This is a genomic window from Chelativorans salis (assembly GCF_025336525.1).
Classification (GTDB): Bacteria; Pseudomonadota; Alphaproteobacteria; order Rhizobiales; family Rhizobiaceae; genus Chelativorans; species Chelativorans salis.
Map to the genome: position 1 here is coordinate 843,742 of NZ_JAOCZP010000002.1, position 18,643 is coordinate 862,384.

Consider the following 18,643-nt stretch of genomic DNA (forward strand, 5'->3'; position numbering starts at 1 on the left):
ATCTCTATATGTGTAAAAGGCGCAATCAGGCCGGCGAATTGAAGAAACAGAGGAAATGATGGTTACCGTTCTCGACACCGTCTCCGCGAAGCCGCGCCCGCGCCATCCCGAAAAGGCGCACCGGCCGGACCAGGAGGTGCTCAGGAAGCCCGAATGGATCCGCGTCAAGGCGCCCACCTCGAAGGGCTATCTGGAAACGCGCGAGATCGTGAAGTCGAACAACCTCGTCACGGTCTGCGAAGAAGCCGGCTGCCCGAATATCGGCGAGTGCTGGGACAAGAAGCACGCCACCTTCATGATCATGGGCGAGATCTGCACCCGTGCCTGCGCCTTCTGCAACGTGGCGACCGGCATTCCCGGTCCGCTCGACCCGAATGAGCCCGCAAGTGTCGCCAAGGCGGTGCGGGAGATGGGGCTGAACCATGTCGTCATCACTTCGGTCGACCGCGACGACCTGAAGGATGGTGGTGCGCAGCATTTTGTCGACGTCATCCACGCCATCCGAGAGGTCTCGCCGGAAACGACCATCGAGATCCTCACTCCCGATTTTCTGCGCAAGGACGGCGCCTTGGAGAGGGTCGTGGCGGCCAAGCCCGATGTCTTCAACCACAATCTGGAGACCGTGCCGTCGAAATACCTGACTGTGCGCCCCGGCGCCCGCTATTTCCACTCCATCCGCCTCTTGCAGCGGGTGAAGGATCTGGATCCGTCCATGTTCACCAAGTCCGGCATCATGGTGGGGCTTGGCGAGGAGCGCAACGAGGTGCTGCAGCTCATGGACGACCTGCGCTCGGCGGATGTCGACTTCATCACCATCGGTCAGTACCTGCAGCCAACGCGCAAGCACCATTCGGTGAAGAAGTTCGTCACGCCGGAGGAGTTCAAATCCTACGAGACCGTCGCCTACACCAAAGGCTTCCTCATGGTCTCCTCGAGTCCGTTGACGCGCTCCTCCCACCACGCCGGCGACGACTTCGCCCGGCTGAAGGCGGCGCGCGAGGCGCGCCTCCTGGCGGTCAAGACGGCGTAAGTTCGCGATGCCCAAACACGAGACGGTTCGCCGGGTGAACCACCCGCCCGAGCAGATGTTCGCCCTGGTGGCGGATATCGAGGCCTATCCGCAATTCGTGCCCATGTGCGAGGCGCTCAACGTGCGCTCGCGCAAGGAGCGCGACGGCGTGACGATCCTGCTGGCCGACATGACTGTGGGCTACAAGGCCATCCGAGAGACCTTCACCAGCCAGGTGATCCTGAAACCGGAGGAACGCGTCATCGACGTACGTTATATCGACGGCCCGTTCCGCTTCCTGCAGAACCGCTGGCGCTTCGACCCGGCGGGCGAAAGCCAGACGGACGTGCATTTCTTCATCGACTACGAGTTCAAGAGCCGCATGCTCGGCATGCTGATGGGCGCCATGTTCGACCGCGCCTTCCGCATGTTTTCCGAAGCGTTCGAGCGGCGGGCGGATGTCGTCTACGGGCCTTCGGCGTAAGCCGCGTCCAGCAGGAGGCCGAGCGCCGTCGCCACACTGTCGCGGCGCACTAGAGCGCGTTCGCTGCTGGCAAACTGCCGCTTCTCCGTACGCGGCTCTTGTCCTTTCATAGCGAGCCCGAACCAGACGAGGCCGACCGGCTTTTCCGCCGTGCCGCCGCCCGGCCCGGCCACCCCGGTCACCGAGACGACGACATCCGCGCGCGAATGGGCAAGCGCGCCGGCCGCCATCTCCCGCGCCGTCTCCGCCGACACTGCCCCGTGGGCGGCCAGCGTTTCCGGTGAAACCCCCAGCATCTCCACCTTCGCCTCGTTCGAATAGGTGACGAAGCCGCGCTCCAGCACGTTCGACGCGCCGGTGAGATCGGTGATGGCGGCGGCAATCATGCCGCCGGTGCAGGATTCTGCCGTGGCGAGCATCCAGCCGCGCTCCTCGAAAGTGCGCAATACCTTGACTGCCAGCATCTCTATGTCGCTCATAACTACCTCAATCCGGCAGGAATCCGGGATAGATGACGGTCGCCGTCGCGATAGCGGCGATGCCTTCCTCGCGGCCGACGAAGCCCAGCTTCTCGTTGGTCGTCGCCTTGACGGAAATACGATCGGACGCAATTCGCAGCATGTCGGAAAGTTCCGCCACCATCGCTTCTCTGTGTGGCCCGACGCGGGGCGCCTCGCAGATCAGCGTGATGTCGGCATTGGCGATACGACCGCCGCGCGCCCGCACAAGCTCCACCGCATGCTCGACGAAAAGACGCGAGCGCGCGCCCTTCCATTGCGGGTCGGAGGGCGGGAAGTGCGTGCCGATGTCGCCGGCGCCGCATGTGGCAAGCAGCGCATCGGTAAGCGCATGCAGGCCGACATCGGCGTCGGAATGTCCCTGCAACGTCTTCTCATGAGCGATTTCGACGCCGCAGAGCCAGACGCCGTCGCCCTTGCCGAAAGCGTGAACGTCATAGCCGTTGCCGGTGCGCACGTCCGGCATCCGCAAGGCGCTTAGCCGCTGATCGGCAAGCGCCATGTCGCGCGCCCAGGTAAGCTTCGTGTTGTCGGGCGAGCCCTCCACGAGCCGCACCGGAATGCCGGCCCATTCGGCAATCGCCGCATCGTCGGTGAAATCCAGGCGCCCTTCCTTGAGCGCCTTCTCGTGGGCGGCGAGGATGGTGGGGAAAGAAAAACCCTGCGGCGTCTGCGCCGCGAAAAGATCGGCCCGCAGTACCGTACCCTTTACCAGCATGTCGGCACCGCTACGCTTGAGCGTGTCGGAAACGGCGACTGCCGGAAGCGCGCCCGTCCCCTCGGCCACCGCGTCGATCACGCGGTCGATGAGGGCGCCGTCGATGAAGGGCCGCACGCCGTCGTGGATGAGGACGATGTCGGGCGCCAGATCGGCGAGGGCGGCGAGCGCGAGACGCGTTGATTCTTGCCGCGAAGGCCCGCCATGGACGGCGCGGATATCGCAGTCGATGCCCTCGCAGGCGGCTGCGAACAGCGCGCTGTCCTCGGGATGGATCGCCACGGCGATGGTGTCGACTCGCTCATGCGCGGCAAAGGTTTCCAGCGTGTACCGGATCACCGACTTGCCGCCGATGGGGCGGTATTGCTTCGGCCCGTTGCCGTTCTGCCCGGCACGCTCGCCACGGCCCGCGGCGACGATCACCGCGGCAATCCGACGCTTGGCCGCAGCCTTGCCCTGTTCAAGAAGCGCGTTCATGCGGGAGGGATAATCACGGCAATCGTGAAATGCCAACGGATTTCTGCCAAGGCGCTGCCAAACCCGTTGCGCACCGAACAGTTTGTGGCTAACAATTAGGCAAACAACAATGGTGCATGCTTTTTGAGCAAAAATCCTGTCGAGATTCTTGCGTGTCCTCTGCGGGTCGGGGCGGCGACGCTGCGCAACCGCGTCTTCCTGGCGCCCATGTCGGGCGTCACGGACCTGCCGTTCCGCCTGCGTGCGTACCGTCACGGCGCGGGTCTTGTCGTCTCCGAGATGGTTGCCAGCGGTGAACTGGCGAAGGGCAGGGCGGAGAGCGCCCGCCGCATCCGCCGCCGCCCGGAGATCGACGTCCACATGGTGCAGATTGCTGGCCGCGAGGCGCACTGGATGGCGGAAGCCGCGCGCATCGCCGTGGGCGAGGGCGCCGATGTCGTCGATATCAACATGGGATGCCCGGCCAAGAAGGTGACGGGGGGCTATTCCGGCTCGGCGCTGATGCGTGAGCCCGACCATGCACTGTCGTTGATCGAAGCCGTGGTGAAAGCGGTCCCCGTACCCGTAACGCTGAAGATGCGCCTCGGCTGGGGCGAGGATTGCCTCAACGCTCCCGCCATCGCGCGGCGCGCCGAAGAGGCGGGCATTGCCATGGTGACCGTCCACGGGCGCACGCGCTGCCAGTTCTACAAGGGCAAGGCGGATTGGCAGGCGATCGCGCGCGTCAGGCAGGCGGTGTCGGTTCCCGTCGTCGCCAATGGCGACGGCGACGGGCCGACAGAGGCAGCCGCCATGCTGGCGCAATCGGGCGCTGACGCCGTGATGATCGGCAGGGCGCATTACGGCGCGCCATGGACGGCGGGCGCGCTCGCCCATTTCGCCGCCGGTACCGAGGCGCCCGGCGTGCCGCGTGACGCGGCAGGGATGGCCGACTATGTGGCGGCCCACTACGAAGACATGCTCACCCATTACGGACGCGAGCAGGGCGCACGCCACGCCCGCAAGCATCTCGGCTGGTATCTGGAGCGCCACGGTGGTGAAGCCGCGGCAATGCTGCGGTCGGCGATGATGACGGAAACGGAGCCCGCCAAGGTGCTCAGCCACTTGGCGGTCGCGTTCGCAGAGACCGCCGCTTCGCAAAAGCCCGCACTTCCGCAAAGGCCCGCCGCTTCACAAAGGATGGTCGCATGAGCGCCGACATCTTGTCTGACAGCAATATCGTGAACGTGGCGCAATTGGCGATCGACGCCATCGGCCATCCCGTCGTCATGGTCGACGAGGACGGCTTCATCCCTTTCGTCAATGCCGAGGCCGAAGATTTCTTCCGCCTGAGCGCGACGATGTTGGCGCGCAACCGGCTCTCCGATTTCGTGCCCTTCGGCAGTCCGCTCCTGACCTTGGTGGACCAGGTGCGCGAGCGCCGTGCGCCGGTCAACGAGTACCGCGTCGACATCTCCTCGCCGCGCCTCGGCTCGGACAAGATTGTCGACATCTACGTGGCCCCCGTCTCGGAGCTGCCGGGCTCTGTCGTCGTCATGTTCCAGGAACGCTCGATGGCGGAAAAGATCGACCGGCAGATGACCCACCGGGGCGCCGCCCGCTCGGTGACCGGACTTGCCGCGATGCTGGCGCACGAGATCAAGAACCCACTGTCTGGCATCCGCGGCGCGGCACAGCTTCTGGAAAACGTGGTCTCCGACGAAGACCGCTCGCTCGCTCGCCTGATCACCGAGGAGACGGACCGCATCGTCGCCCTGGTCGATCGCATGGAGGTCTTCTCCGACGAACGGCCGGTGAACCGTGAGCCGGCTAACATCCACGTCATCCTCGACCACGTGAAGGCACTCGCCCAGAACGGCTTTGCCCGCCACATCGCCATCGTCGAGGATTACGATCCCTCGCTGCCGCCGGTCTTCGCCAACCGCGACCAGCTCATTCAGGTCTTTCTGAACCTCATCAAGAATGCGGCAGAAGCCATTGGAAACAATAGCGGCGGCGAGATAAAGCTTTCCACGGCCTTCCGCCCCGGCATCCGCTTCTCGGTGCCCGGCACGCGTGAGCGCGTGTCATTGCCGATGGAATTCTGCGTCCACGACAACGGCCCCGGGGTCTCCGAAGACATCCAGTCGATCATCTTCGATCCCTTCATCACCACCAAGCAGAACGGCTCCGGCCTCGGGCTGGCGCTGGTGGCCAAGATCGTCGGCGCCCATGGCGGCGTCATCGAGTGCGATTCTTCTTCGCGCGGCACCACCTTCCGCATCCTCATGCCGGCTTGGCGCGGAGAGGCCGGCGAGCAAGGCGGGCGGCAGAAAACAGGTTCGAAGGCATGAGCGTACAAGGCAGCATTCTGGTGGCCGACGACGACGCGGCCATCCGCACCGTTCTGAACCAGGCACTGTCGCGTGTCGGCCACCATGTCCGCGTAACGTCGAACGCCGCCACGCTATGGCGCTGGGTGTCGGCAGGCGAGGGTGATCTGGTGATCACCGACGTGGTGATGCCGGACGAGAACGCCTTCGACATGCTGCCGCGCATCCGCAAGACCAGGCCTGACCTGCCGGTCATCGTCATGAGCGCCCAGAACACCTTCATGACGGCTATCCGCGCCTCCGAGGTCGGCGCCTACGAATATCTGCCGAAGCCTTTCGACCTGACAGAACTCCTCAGCATCGTCGGCCGGGCGCTTGCCGAACCGAAGGGCAGGCCCGCCGACACCCGCGCCAACGATGCGCCCGATTCGATGCCGCTCATCGGCCGTTCGGCGGCCATGCAGGATATCTACCGCATGCTCGCCCGCATGATGCAGACGGATCTGACCGTCATGATCAGCGGCGAATCGGGCACCGGCAAGGAACTGGTGGCGCGTGCACTCCACGAGTTCGGCCGCCGCCGCAACGGACCTTTCGTGGCTATCAACATGGCGGCCATCCCGCGCGACCTCATCGAATCGGAACTCTTCGGCCACGAGAAGGGCGCCTTCACCGGCGCCCAACAGCGCTCGTCGGGCCGCTTCGAGCAGGCCGAGGGCGGCACGCTGTTTCTCGACGAGATCGGCGATATGCCCATGGAGGCGCAAACGCGGCTCCTGCGCGTTCTCCAGCAGGGCGAATACACCACCGTCGGCGGGCGCACGCCGATCAAGACCGACGTGCGCATAGTCGCAGCCACCAACAAGGACCTGCGCGCCCTCATCAACCAAGGCCTCTTCCGCGAGGACCTGTTCTACCGTCTCAACGTCGTGCCATTGCGCCTGCCGCCGCTGCGCGAGCGGGCAGAGGACATTCCCGATCTGGCGCGCCATTTCTTCAGCCAGGCCGAGCAGGAGGGACTGCACGCCAAGCGCATCGCCAGAGGCGGGATCGACGCGATGATGCAATATGCCTGGCCGGGCAATGTGCGGGAACTGGAAAACCTCGTGCGCCGGCTGGCCGCGCTCTATCCGCAGGACGAGATTTCCGAGGAGATCATCCTCAACGAGCTGCGTGGCGCATCAGCGGTGGAGGGTCCGCGCCAGGGCGAGGGGCTGCCCGAGGACCTGCCGCTTGGTCAGGCGGTCGAGCAGTATCTGCAGCGTCATTTCCGTGGCTTCGGCACGGCGCTGCCGCCGCCGGGGCTCTACCACCGCATCGTGGCCGAGGTAGAGTATCCGCTGATCTTGGCGGCGCTCGCGGCGACCCAGGGCAACCAGATTCGCGCGGCCGAACTCCTGGGCTTGAACCGCAACACACTTCGCAAGAAGATACGCGAGCTGGGGGTCGACGTGTACCGCGCCTCCAAGCAGTCGCCGGGCGAAGTCGTCCCCAGCTAGTATTTCCTTTCTCGGCCTGGAGAAGGTAGGCGTTGCAAAGTCGCCACATTGCGTTGCATACCTGCAACGGTTGTTGGGCATTGGCGCCACCGAGTTGAGCATCGATGAGTACACAGGCATCTGCCATGGCCGGAGAACAGGTTTACCGATCCGCGCCGAATGACGGCCGCCGCCTGATGGCGCTGCCGGGCATTTTGGCGGCTGCTGGTGCGCTGGTGACGGCGGCTATCTCCTTCGCCGTGCTCCTGGGACTCACCCCTTTTACCCCCGATGCTGGCACCACACTGGCGCTGATCGGCATCAATGCCGCCTTCGTGCTCCTGCTTCTGGCGCTGATCGGCCGGGAGGCGCACCGCATCTATACGGCACGCAAGGGAGGCAAGGCGGCGTCGAGGCTGCATGTGCGCATCGTCGCCATGTTCTCGCTTGTTGCCGCGATACCGGCCATCCTCGTCGCCATCATCGCCTCCATCACGCTCGATCTCGGCCTCGACCGCTGGTTCGAATTGCGGACCCGCGTCATCGTGCAATCGTCCCTGTCCATTGCCGAGGCCTACGTCTCCGACCACGCCCGCAATCTGCAGGGCACGACGCTCTCCATGGCGATCGACCTCGACCGTATGCGCTCTCTCTACAATCTGGACCGTACCGGATTCCGCCAGCGCCTCACCCAGCAGGCGGTGGTGCGTGGCCTTGCCCATGCGGTGCTCATGCGGGAGGATGAAGAGGTCGTCATGGGCGCCGACATGCCCGAGCCGATCGAAATCCCTGCTCCGCCCGACGGCGCCTTGCAGCGTGCTGCCGAAGGGCGGCCGGTGCTGTTCGACCTGCCGCCGGGCAACCTGATCGCGGCAATCGTCAAGTTGCGCGAGATTCCCGACGTCTATCTCTATGCCTTGAAAGAGCTCGACCCCCAGGTCATCAAGGCGCAGCGCATCGTCGCGGAGAACACTGGCGAGTACCGCTCTCTGGAAGAGAACCGAATCAACACCCAGGTCGCCTTTGCGTTGCTTTACCTCGTCGTCACGCTGGCCATCGTGCTGGCGGCGATCTGGACCGGCATCGCAGTGGCCGACCGGCTGGTGCGGCCGATCCGTCAGCTTATCGGCGCGGCGGGCGCGGTCTCGACCGGCAATCTCGACGTGGCGGTGCCCGTCCGCCCTTCGGACGGCGACGTTGCCTCGCTGGGCGACACCTTCAACAAGATGACCCTGCAGCTCAAGACCCAGCGCGACGAGCTCATCTCCGCGCGCGACGTCATCGACGAGCGCCGCCGCTTCACCGAAGCGGTGCTTTCGGGCGTCACCGCGGGCGTCATCGGCGTCGATGCCCGTGGCACGGTCACCATGGTCAACCGCTCGGCCGAGACCATGCTCGCCATTTCCGCCGACCGGGCCGTGGGCCAGAACCTCTCCGCTGTCCTGCCGCAGATCGGCCGCGTGTTTGAGATGGGGCGGACTTCCGGCCGCCAGGTCTATCGCGATCAGCTCACCTTCCATCGCGCCGGCGCGGAGCGCACCTTCAACATCCAGATCACCACCGAGGAAAGTGTCGGCGAGACGGACGAGCGTTCCTACGTGGTTACCGTCGACGATATTACAGACCTCGTGCAGGCGCAGCGCTCTTCGGCATGGGCGGACGTCGCGCGGCGCATCGCACACGAGATCAAGAACCCGCTCACGCCGATCCAGCTTTCGGCCGAGCGCATCCGCCGGCGATACGGCAAGGTTATCACCGAGGACCGTGAAGTCTTCGACCAGTGTACGGACACGATCATCCGCCAGGTGGGCGATATCGGCCGCATGGTGGACGAGTTCTCCACCTTCGCGCGCATGCCCAAGCCCGACATCCAGCGGCTCGACCTGCGCGAGCCGCTGCGCGAGGCGTCCTTCCTGGTGGAAGTGAGCCGCTCCGATATCACGGTCGAACGGCAACTGGGCGAGAAGCCGTTGATCGGTCGCTTTGACACGCGCCTGATGAGCCAGGCCTTCGGCAACGTCATCAAGAATGCGTCAGAGGCGATCGACGCCGCGATACGCGAGGAGGGCGAGCGCCAGGGCGTGATCCGCATAACCGCACGGCAGGTAGGCGAGACCATTGAGGTGGAGGTCATCGACAACGGCAAGGGCCTGCCGCGGGAAAATCGGCAGCGGCTGCTCGAGCCGTACATGACGACGCGCGAGAAAGGCACCGGCCTTGGCCTTGCCATCGTCAAGAAGATAATTGAAGACCATGGGGGGCGGCTGGAGCTCAACGATGCACCAGCGGACTTCCATGGTGGTGTAGGGGCAATGATTCGCATGATCCTGCCGGGTGCACCGGCCGGCGACGCTTCCGGGGAAGGGGCGGGCAATTCTGCTGGAGAGACGGAAAAGGTCGATAATGGCGTCTGACATACTGGTCATCGACGACGAGGAAGATATCCGCGAGCTGGTCGCCGGCATCCTGAGCGACGAGGGGCACGAGACACGCACCGCCGGCGACAGCGACGGAGCGCTAGCGGCCATCGCCGAGCGTGTGCCGCGGCTGTTGCTGCTCGATATCTGGCTGCAGGGCTCCACCCTCGATGGGCTGGCGCTGCTCGATAAGGTTAAGGAAATACATCCCGATCTGCCCGTGGTGATGATCTCCGGCCACGGCACCATCGAGACGGCGGTGGCGGCCATCAAGCGCGGCGCCTACGATTTCATAGAAAAGCCCTTCAAGGCCGACAGGCTGATCCTCATCTGTGAGCGGGCGCTGGAGACATCCAAGCTCAAGCGCGAGGTCCTGGACCTGAAGAAGCGCAGCGGCGAGAGCTTCGACCTCGTCGGCAATTCGCCGGCGATCAACCACCTGCGCCAGGCCATCGAGCGCATCGCCCCCAGCAACAGCCGCATCATGCTGATCGGCCCGTCAGGTTCCGGTAAAGAGCTTGCCGCACGCGCCATCCATGCCGTCTCGAACCGCAGCACCGGTCCCTTCGTCTCCGTGAACGCCGCCTCGATCACGCCCGAGCGCATGGAGATCGAGTTGTTCGGCACCGAATCAAACGGCAGCGAGCGCAAGGTGGGCGCCTTGGAGGAAGCGCATCGCGGCACGCTCTATCTCGATGAAGTCGCCGACATGCCCAGCGAGACGCAGGCCAAGATCCTGCGGGTGCTGGTGGACCAGCAGTTCGAGCGGGTAGGGGGCACGAAGCGGGTCAAGGTCGATGTACGCATCATCTCCTCCACGGCGCGAAATCTGGAGGCCATGATTGCCGACGGCCGCTTCCGCGAAGATCTCTACCACCGCCTGGCCGTTGTGCCGGTTGCCGTTCCGCCGCTGTCGGAGCGGCGCGAGGACATCCCGGTCCTGGTCGAACACTTCATGCAGCAGATCGTCACTCAGGTGGGCATCAAGCCTCGCCGCCTCGGTGACGACGCGCTGGCCGTTTTGCAGGCGCACGATTGGCCGGGCAACATTCGCCAATTGCGCAACAACGTCGAGCGGCTTCTGATCCTGACGCGCGGCGACGATGGCGATGCGCCGATCACCGCCGACCTGTTGCCCGCCGAGATTGGCGACGTCATGCCGCGTGTGCCGACACAGTCGGACCAGCATATTATGGCGCTGCCGTTGCGCGAGGCGCGCGAACTTTTCGAGAAGGAGTACCTTCTGGCGCAGATCAACCGGTTCGGCGGCAACATCTCGCGCACCGCCGAGTTCATCGGCATGGAGCGCTCCGCCCTTCACCGTAAGCTGAAGTCGCTGGGCGTCTAGGAGAACGGGCACATGAAGGTCATCATCTGCGGCGCCGGCCAGGTCGGCTACGGCATCGCCGAGCGGCTGGCGGCGGAGCAAAATGACGTCTCCGTCATCGATACCTCGTCAGAACTCATCCGCGGCGTACGCGACGCACTCGACGTGCGCGGCTTCGTCGGCCACGGAGCGCATCCTGAGGTGTTGGAAGCCGCCGGCGCGCAGCAGGCGGACATGATCATCGCCGTCACGCTCTACGACGAGGTCAACATGGTGGCCTGCCAGGTCGCGCACTCGCTTTTTAACGTGCCGACCAAGGTCGCGCGCATCCGCTCGCAGTCCTATCTGCAGTCCCACTACATGGACCTTTTCTCACGCGATCACCTGCCCATCGACGTCATCATTTCGCCGGAGCTCGAGGTGGGCGAAATGGTGCTCAGGCGTATCGCTCTTCCCGGCGCCACCGACGTGGTGGCCTTCGCCGACGGGCGGGTGGCCATGGTGGCGATCGAATGTCAGGAGGAATGCCCGGTCATCAACACGCCGCTGGCACAACTGACAGAGCTTTTCCCTGACTTGCCGTCGACGGTGGTGGGCGTGTCGCGCAACGGCAACCTGTTTGTCCCCCATTCCGGCGATCAGCTCATGGCCGGCGACATGGCCTATGTCGTCACCACAAAGGACCAGGTGCGCCGTACGCTGGGCCTGTTCGGGCACGAGGAGGCCGAGGCGACCCGCATCGTCATCGCCGGCGGCGGCAATATCGGCCGCTATGTCGCCCGCTCGCTGGAGCGCAAGCGCAGCCGCACCAAGGTGAAGATCATCGAGAGCAACCGCGACCGCGCCATCTCCATCGCCGACGATCTGCGCCGCACGGTGGTGCTCAACGGCAGCGCGCTGGAGCAGAAGCTGCTTCTGGAGGCGGACATCGACCATGCCGACCTGATGGTGGCGCTCACCAACGACGATCAGGTCAACATCCTGTCGAGTGTGATCGCCAAGCGGCTCGGCTGCAAGTCGAACCTAGTGCTGATCAACAACCCGACCTATCACGAATTCGCCAAGACGCTTGGCATCGACGCCCATGTGAACCCGCGCGCGGTGACCATCTCCAAGGTGCTCCAGCACGTGCGCCGCGGCCGTATCCGCGCCGTCCACAATGTCCAGAAGGGGGCGGCCGAGATCATCGAGGCCGAGGCTCTGGAGACCTCGCCGCTGGTCGGTCCGCCGCTCAGCGAGCAAGAACTGCCGGAAGGCATGCGCATCGGAGCCGTCTATCGCGACGGCACGGTCCTCAAGCCGAGCGGTTCACTGCGCATCAAGCCGAAGGACCGGGTCGTCATCTTCGCGCTGGAGAGTGCGGTGCGCCAGGTCGAACAGCTCTTCCGCGTCAGCCTGGAGTTTTTCTGACGCCGCTTCCATCCTCGACCCTGAACAGGCGCAGCGAAAGCTTTTTCCCCTTCGAGTAGTTAACGCCCTCGATCCGTGCAACAGGGACAACGGCCTTTCCTCCCGCACTTGCGAACTCTGCAAGTCGCGCGGCATCAGGAGCTGGCACCAGTGCAAGGGCGCAGACAGGATCCGAAAGAAGGTGATCCGCTGCTCCCTCGACATCCGTGAGAAGCATCTCCGTGCCAGCCAGGAAAACCAGGCTCGGCTCGTGGTATCCGGCCGAAGCGAGGCGGGAGTCGGAGCAGGGTTTGCCGGCCTCGACGGCGGCCGTGATGCGTGACGTCAACCAGATAGTCTCCAACGAAGGGGCAACCGTCGTAAAGAGGAGGCCATAAGCTATGCCCGCCGCCACGACCGCGCCTCCTATTCTCCGCAGATCGGCGCCCTTACGACCGGGAAGGGCCAAGCAGGCCGCGGCAAGCACAGCCAACGCAGCCACAATGCCGGCCGGCTGCATTCCTGCACCAAGATCATGGCACGCACATCCTTGGGAAAGCACGACCCCCCATAGCCGGCGCCGGGATAGATGAAGTGATAGCCGATACGGGGATCGCTGCCGATGCCATGGCGGACCTTCTCGATGTCGGCCCCGACGGCCTCAGCCAAATCGGCCATTTCGTTCATGAAGCTGATCTTCGCTGCCAGCATGCAGTTTGCGGCGTACTTGGTCATTTCGGCGCTGCGCACGTCCATGACCACGATCTTTTCATGGTTCCGATTATACGGCGCGTACAGCTTGCGCAGCGTTTCCTCCGCGGCCTTGCTGGCGACACCGATGACGATGCGATCCGGCTTCCTGCAGTCGGCTACGGCGGAGCCTTCCTTGAGAAACTCCGGGTTGGAAGCGACGTCGAAGGTCAACGTACTGCGTCCGCGAATTGTGATCGTCTTCCTGATCCTGCAGGCGACAAGGTCGGCGGTGCCCACGGGAACGGTCGACTTGATGGTGATGACGCGGTGAGCCTCCATATGCACGGCAATGGTTTCCGCTGCGGAAAAGACCTGTGTGAGGTCCACGGAACCGTCATCTCCGGGAGGTGTCCCGACCGCAATGATCTGCACTAGACCATGCCGAACGCCTTCGGCGGCATCGGTTGTGAAGCTCAGCCTGCCCTTGCCGCAGTTCTCGTTCACCAGGGGAGTGAGCCCAGGCTCGTATATCGGGATCCGCCCTTGCTTCAGGCGCTCGATCCTGTCGGCGTCGACATCGACGCAAACCACATCAAAGCCAGCCTCTGCGAGCACGGCCGCCTGGACCAAACCAACATAGCCGGTGCCGAATATCGTGACCTTCAAATCGAATCTTACCGCTTAGTCGCTATAAGTGTTTGTAGCTATACAGTTTCGCAACGGATATATATTTAGCATCCGTTTATAGATGCTCCCTTGGTATCCGTATATCGTTTGTACACTGCTCAGGCAAGGGCATCTCTGCAACACCCACGAAGCCCAGTCGTCGCACGTGCGGCGGCACGATCTCCGTTCATTGACGAAGGCGTTCAAACCGCTTTCCCTTCTGCAGTTGGAGCGATATCGTCCGCTTCCGCTGCTGCCGGCTCGGAAACGCGATGATCCGCAAAGCGGAGGAGGGGCTTTGCTTGCGCATCGCCTGCCGATATCAACGAATTCCAAGACTGATGTCGCCGAGGGAGAAAAGATGCCGCGTATTGCCTACGTGAATGGCCGTTATGTCCGCCACGCCCTTGCAGCGGTGCATATCGAGGACCGGGGCTATCAGTTTGCCGACGGTGTCTACGAGGTGTGCGAGGTGGCGCGCGGCTACATCGTCGACATGACACGCCATCTCGACCGGCTTGGCCGCTCGCTCTCAGAGCTTTCCATCGAATGGCCGATGCATCGCAAGGCGCTGGAGACCGTCATGCGCGAGGTGATCCGCCGCAACGGCGTCAAAAACGGGCTGGTCTATCTTCAGGTCACCCGCGGCGTGGCCCCGCGCGATCACGTCTTTCCGGCGCCGGAAACGAGACCGGCCGTCGTCGTGACCGCCAAGCGTCTCGACCCAAAAGTAGCCGAGAAGCGCGCGGAGAAGGGCATCAAGGTCATCACCGTGCCGGAGAACCGCTGGGAGCGCGTCGACATCAAGACGGTGGGCCTCTTGCCCAACGTCCTGGCGCGGCAGAAGGCGCGCGAGGCAGGGGCGGCGGAAGCTTGGTTCCTCGACACCGACGGCATGGTCAAGGAGGGGGCCGCCACCAACGCCTGGATCGTCACGGCCGATGGCAAACTGGTGACACGACCGGCCGATTTCGGCATACTGCGCGGCATTACCCGGGCTACCGTCCTCGATCTGGCCGCCAAGCTGGGCCTGGAGGTCGAGGAAAGGGCTTTTTCAGTGGAGGAGGCGCAATCGGCGCGCGAGGCATTCATCACCGCGGCTTCGACGGTCGTCATGCCGGTTGTGGAAATTGATGGCCGACCAGTGGCCAATGGCCACCCCGGCTCGCTCACCCTGTCGCTGCGGCACTCATTTTTTGACGTTGCGGAAAAAAGTCCTGCCTGTTAACCACTCGGACAGCCGGCTCAAAAGGTGAGGGCATTGGCGGGAGCGTGGCAGGAGGGCAGTCGCCGCGCTTGACAGGGCGGGGTGACATTTGCGCTACTGCCGCGCTATGCGCAGGGGATGGTGAAAGAAAAGAACAATGGCGGAACGTTCGCAAAATCTGCAGGACCTGTTCCTGAACACCGTTCGCAAGAGCAAGAACCCGCTGACGATCTTCCTGATCAACGGCGTGAAATTGACCGGCGTGGTGACCTCATTTGACAATTTCTGTGTTCTTCTGCGCCGCGATGGTCACTCGCAGCTCGTATACAAGCATGCCATCTCCACGATCATGCCGAGCCAGCCGGTGCAGTTGTTCGATGCCGAGGAAAACAGTCGGGAAGGCTGATTGGCAAATAAACCGAAGGTTGCCGGTGTCGCGCGCGCTGATGATGACGCGCTCGCCGGCGAGATCACCAGAGCCGTCGTCGTAACGCCGGTGCTGACGTCCGCTCGCGCGCAAGGCGAGGAGGGCGGTTCGCGTGCGCGCATGTCCCTGTCGCCGCAAGCAAGGCTTGAGGAGGCGGTGGGCCTCGCCGAGGCGATCGATCTCGAAGTTGTCCACAGCGAGACGTTTCCTATCTCGGCGCCGCGCCCGGCGACGCTGATCGGCGCCGGAAAAGTGAGCGCGATCGCCGGCATCGTCGCCGAGAACGAGGCCGAACTGGTCGTCGTCGACCATCAGCTTTCGCCCGTGCAGCAGCGCAATCTCGAGCGCGAACTCAAGGCCAAGGTGGTCGACCGCACCGGCCTTATCCTGGAAATCTTCGGCCGCCGCGCCCGCACCAAGGAAGGCCGCCTGCAGGTCGATCTCGCGCACCTCGAATACCAGCGTGGGCGGCTCGTCAGGAGCTGGACACACCTTGAACGCCAGCGCGGCGGCGGCGGCTTCATGGGCGGCCCCGGCGAAACGCAGATCGAGGCCGACCGCAGGCTCCTGCAGGAGCGCATCATCCGCATCAAACGGGAGCTCGAGACCGTGCGGCGCACGCGCGACCTGCACCGGGCGAAGCGGCGAAAGGTGCCGTTCCCGGTGGTTGCCATCGTCGGCTATACCAATGCCGGAAAGTCGACGCTCTTCAATCGGCTGACGGGCGCCTCCGTCATGGCCGAGGACATGCTGTTCGCCACGCTTGACCCGACGCTGAGGCGCGTGCGCTTTGCTCACGGCACGGTCGTCATCCTGTCCGACACGGTCGGCTTCATCTCCGACCTGCCGACCCACCTCGTCGCCGCCTTCCGCGCCACGCTGGAGGAGGTGGTGGAGGCCGATCTCGTCATCCACCTGCGCGACATCTCCGACCCCGACACCGCCGCCCACGCCACGGACGTGGAGGAGGTTCTGGCAAGCCTCGGTGTCGATGCCGCCGACACCGGCCACGTCATCGAGGTGTGGAATAAGATCGACCGCCTCGGCGAAAACGACCGTGAGCGGCTCTTCAGGGACGACGCCAACAGGACGGCACCGGTCGCCGTCTCGGCGGTGACCGGGAAGGGGATCGACGACCTCATGGCATTGATCGAAGAGCGCGTCGCCGGCCGCATCGCGGAGACATCCGTCACCCTTTCGCCAAACCAGATGTCGCTCATGGACTGGGTGTACCGGCACGGCGAGGTCACCGACCGCGAGAATCACGAAGACGGCAGCATCACCATCCGCATCCGCGCCACCGATGCGGCGCGCGACGAGATAAGGCGGCGGTTATCGAGTGATAACAGGGGGTAATGCGCGCTACTTCACCTTTTTCGCGCGCTGCCAGAGGCTCTCCATCTCCTCCAATGAAGCTGCGCCGAGCGCTTTTCCATCCGCCTCCAGCCCGCGCTCCACGGCGTGGAAGCGATGGCGGAACTTCTCGTTGGTGCCGCGCAGCGCTGCCTCCGGATCAAGCCCCATGTGACGCCCGAGATTGACCAGCGCGAACAGAAGGTCACCGAATTCCTCCGCCACGGCCTCGCGCCGGCCGTCGTCCATGGCCTCGCGCAACTCGCCGATCTCCTCTTCGATCTTGTCGAGGATCGGCCGCGGCGCGCCCCAGTCGAAGCCGACGCGGGCGGCTTTCTCCTGCAGCTTCAGGGCGCGCGATAGCGCGGGCAGGGCGACCGTCACGTCGTCTAGGTAGCCCGCGCGCTCGTCTCCGCCGGCTCCGTTGCGCCTTGCCCGGCGCTCGGCCTTCTCCTCGGCTTTGATTTTCTCCCACATACCCTTGGCCATGCCGGCCTCGCGCGCGTCCTCATCACCGAAGACATGCGGATGACGGCGGATCATCTTGGTGGTGATCGCCTCGACCACATCAGCGAAATCAAAGGTGCCGGCTTCCTCGGCCATCCGCGCATGAAAAACGACCTGCAGCAGCAGGTCGCCCAGTTCCTCTCGCAGGTCGTGCATATCGCCGCGCTGGATGGCGTCCAGTACCTCGTAGGCTTCCTCGATCGTATACGGCGCGATGGTGGAAAAGTCCTGCTTCACATCCCACGGGCAACCCGTCTCAGGATCACGCAGCGCGGCCATGATCTCGATCAGTCGGGAGATATCCCTGGAAGGCTTCATAAGGAGGGCTCCGTGCGGCTGGCGGCAAAGCCGTAGCGCGCATCGTCGGCATTCTCAAGCGTTTCCGCCGCCTCAGTCCTCACGTTTTCTCCGCCCATCCAGACAGCCGCTCGCGGCGGCCATCCTGTTCGCCATCTCAAGCGTGGAGCACAGATTCATTCCCGTGTCGCCAGACAGGGATCAAGCATGACTCTGTTCGAGGCAACACGCTGTGCGCCGCCGGATATCTTCACATGCTCACCGGGTTTCATTCCGTTTGTGCTGTAGGTGATGCAGAGAGCCTACGGGCCATCGGCGGGACAGACAACGAGATATGCCAAGGCACCGCCGAACTCTGCCGCCGCCAGCGGGCCAGCCACGGCCATGTCCAATCTCTGATCGATGTCCGGCAGCCGTACGATCCAGTAGCCGAGATCATCGCAGGTTGCCGTCATTTCCGGCATTTGGTCACCTCGCGCGAAAGGGGCGGGCTGCACGCCGACGGTGTCGGTCACCAGATGCAAGAAGGCCAGCGCAAGTGATCCACAAAAGGAGCGCGTTCTCACCATTACCTCTGTTGCAACCAAGTTGGAATGTCCGGCTGAGCGCAAAGTTAAAATGTCATGCTCCCCTGGCACCGAAGCCAGAAGAGCCGGGCAGGGCGGAGAGCTCAATATCGCAGCCCTGACCGGCCGCACGATGATCGATGACGGCGGGGTTGTATTGGCTGGGTCCTGCCGGGGCTATTGGGCCGAGGCCTGGCGCTGCTCTACAATCAACTCTGGCAAACTACGCCGGCCGGGCTTCCTGCCGCGCTTGTGGTAGCCGTTCTTCTCGCTGTTGGTCTTCACCCGTGGCGGCGGCATCTGGTCCTGCTGTTCCTTGATCCAGGAAAGCACGTCGCCGAGCCGCTTGTTCTCGGTGACAGCCGCATGGGTGACGCGCTGATCCTTGTCGAACACGCGATAGGGTAGGGACGACCCTTTCCAGCGTATGTCGAGCCGGCCATCGGCAAAGGCATAGGTGTCGACATATTTGCCCACCAGACCGCGCGTCACATCGTTCTCTTCCAGCATGATACGCTGCCGCTCGAAGGAAAACGTCAACTGCTTGCCGACATAACGCCGCTCCCGCTTGCACAGAATGTCGCGCAGCCGATCCGGCGCTATGTTCATGGGCCGATGCAGATCGTCCTGGCGGGCAGGGGGCCTTGCGAACTTCGCATTGTAGCGCTCCATAAATCCAGGCAGGAAGGCGTTGCCGGTTTCCATGTCGCAGATGCCGTGAAGTCGCAGCTCCTTCACGAGCCGGTCCTGCAGCGTTCGGTTGGCACGCTCGACGCGGCCCTTTGCCTGGCTGGAATT

General features: G+C 64.0%; 17 protein-coding genes and 1 pseudogene. 11 read left to right on the plus strand and 7 right to left on the minus strand.

Going from position 1 to position 18,643, the window contains the following annotated elements; genetic code table 11:
- The first annotated feature begins 58 nt into the window (after positions 1–58).
- Entirely contained in the window at positions 59–1,030 is a 972-nt protein-coding gene (gene lipA / locus N5A92_RS10060; RefSeq protein ID WP_260902350.1) for a lipoyl synthase, read from the plus strand.
- Positions 1,031–1,037: 7 nt separating this feature from the next.
- Positions 1,038–1,493 carry a type II toxin-antitoxin system RatA family toxin gene (locus N5A92_RS10065; RefSeq protein WP_260902257.1) on the plus strand — a complete coding sequence of 152 codons (456 nt, stop codon included), beginning with the start codon at positions 1,038–1,040 and terminating at the stop codon, positions 1,491–1,493.
- Here N5A92_RS10065 and N5A92_RS10070 read toward each other — a convergent pair.
- Positions 1,475–1,972 (minus strand): CinA family protein, encoded by a 498-nt coding sequence (locus tag N5A92_RS10070; protein WP_260902258.1) that lies wholly within the window; start codon positions 1,970–1,972, stop codon positions 1,475–1,477. The two genes, N5A92_RS10065 and N5A92_RS10070, sit on opposite strands and share 19 nt — an antisense overlap.
- A gap of 7 nt (positions 1,973–1,979) precedes the next feature.
- Positions 1,980–3,206, minus strand: a complete 1,227-nt coding sequence (locus N5A92_RS10075; RefSeq protein ID WP_260902353.1) for a bifunctional 2-C-methyl-D-erythritol 4-phosphate cytidylyltransferase/2-C-methyl-D-erythritol 2,4-cyclodiphosphate synthase — start codon at positions 3,204–3,206, stop codon at positions 1,980–1,982.
- Positions 3,207–3,329: 123 nt separating this feature from the next.
- Here N5A92_RS10075 and dusB point away from each other — a divergent pair, with 123 nt between their 5' ends.
- From dusB to trkA, 6 genes are all read left to right on the plus strand, one after another.
- Entirely contained in the window at positions 3,330–4,397 is a 1,068-nt protein-coding gene (dusB, locus tag N5A92_RS10080) for a tRNA dihydrouridine synthase DusB (protein WP_260902259.1), read from the plus strand.
- A complete protein-coding gene (locus tag N5A92_RS10085; protein WP_260902260.1) occupies positions 4,394–5,539 on the plus strand; it encodes a two-component system sensor histidine kinase NtrB in 1,146 nt (381 codons plus the stop codon). Before dusB ends, N5A92_RS10085 begins: the two co-directional genes overlap by 4 nt.
- On the plus strand, positions 5,536–7,017 hold the full coding sequence (gene ntrC, locus N5A92_RS10090) for a nitrogen regulation protein NR(I) (protein ID WP_260902261.1): 1,482 nt from the start codon (positions 5,536–5,538) through the stop codon (positions 7,015–7,017). The genes N5A92_RS10085 and ntrC overlap by 4 nt, the downstream gene beginning before the upstream one ends.
- Before the next feature lie 104 nt (positions 7,018–7,121).
- The gene (locus tag N5A92_RS10095) at positions 7,122–9,410 is read left to right on the plus strand and encodes a sensor histidine kinase NtrY-like (RefSeq protein ID WP_260902264.1); all 2,289 of its coding nucleotides are present in this window, start codon (positions 7,122–7,124) and stop codon (positions 9,408–9,410) included.
- Entirely contained in the window at positions 9,400–10,761 is a 1,362-nt protein-coding gene (gene ntrX, locus N5A92_RS10100) for a nitrogen assimilation response regulator NtrX (RefSeq protein ID WP_260902266.1), read from the plus strand. The genes N5A92_RS10095 and ntrX overlap by 11 nt, the downstream gene beginning before the upstream one ends.
- Positions 10,762–10,773: 12 nt before the next feature.
- Positions 10,774–12,150 carry a Trk system potassium transporter TrkA gene (gene trkA / locus N5A92_RS10105; protein ID WP_260902268.1) on the plus strand — a complete coding sequence of 459 codons (1,377 nt, stop codon included), beginning with the start codon at positions 10,774–10,776 and terminating at the stop codon, positions 12,148–12,150.
- Here the strand turns inward: trkA and N5A92_RS10110 are convergent.
- Positions 12,131–12,544 (minus strand): hypothetical protein, encoded by a 414-nt coding sequence (locus N5A92_RS10110; RefSeq protein WP_260902269.1) that lies wholly within the window; start codon positions 12,542–12,544, stop codon positions 12,131–12,133. The genes trkA and N5A92_RS10110 overlap by 20 nt on opposite strands.
- A gap of 104 nt (positions 12,545–12,648) precedes the next feature.
- Positions 12,649–13,488, minus strand: a pseudogene (locus N5A92_RS10115) (UDP-glucose dehydrogenase family protein); the annotation flags it as partial.
- A gap of 361 nt (positions 13,489–13,849) precedes the next feature.
- On the opposite strand from N5A92_RS10115, the gene N5A92_RS10120 reads away from it, so the two are divergent.
- The 3 genes from N5A92_RS10120 to hflX all read left to right on the plus strand — a co-directional run bounded on the left by N5A92_RS10120 (position 13,850) and on the right by hflX (position 16,478).
- On the plus strand, positions 13,850–14,716 hold the full coding sequence (locus N5A92_RS10120; protein WP_260902271.1) for a D-amino-acid transaminase: 867 nt from the start codon (positions 13,850–13,852) through the stop codon (positions 14,714–14,716).
- Between the two features lie 136 nt (positions 14,717–14,852).
- A complete protein-coding gene (gene hfq / locus N5A92_RS10125; protein WP_159585816.1) occupies positions 14,853–15,101 on the plus strand; it encodes an RNA chaperone Hfq in 249 nt (82 codons plus the stop codon).
- On the plus strand, positions 15,102–16,478 hold the full coding sequence (gene hflX, locus N5A92_RS10130; protein ID WP_425248553.1) for a GTPase HflX: 1,377 nt from the start codon (positions 15,102–15,104) through the stop codon (positions 16,476–16,478).
- A 6-nt stretch (positions 16,479–16,484) separates the two neighbouring features.
- Here hflX and mazG read toward each other — a convergent pair whose 3' ends face one another.
- The 3 genes from mazG to N5A92_RS10145 form a co-directional block, all read right to left on the minus strand.
- Complete coding sequence (gene mazG / locus N5A92_RS10135; RefSeq protein WP_260902272.1) at positions 16,485–17,300, minus strand: nucleoside triphosphate pyrophosphohydrolase; 816 nt, start codon at positions 17,298–17,300, stop codon at positions 16,485–16,487.
- Between the two features lie 281 nt (positions 17,301–17,581).
- The gene (locus tag N5A92_RS10140; RefSeq protein ID WP_260902273.1) at positions 17,582–17,743 is read right to left on the minus strand and encodes a hypothetical protein; all 162 of its coding nucleotides are present in this window, start codon (positions 17,741–17,743) and stop codon (positions 17,582–17,584) included.
- Positions 17,744–18,022: 279 nt separating this feature from the next.
- A partial coding sequence (locus N5A92_RS10145) for a transposase family protein (RefSeq protein WP_482155898.1) occupies positions 18,023–18,643 on the minus strand: 621 nt, incomplete at its 5' end.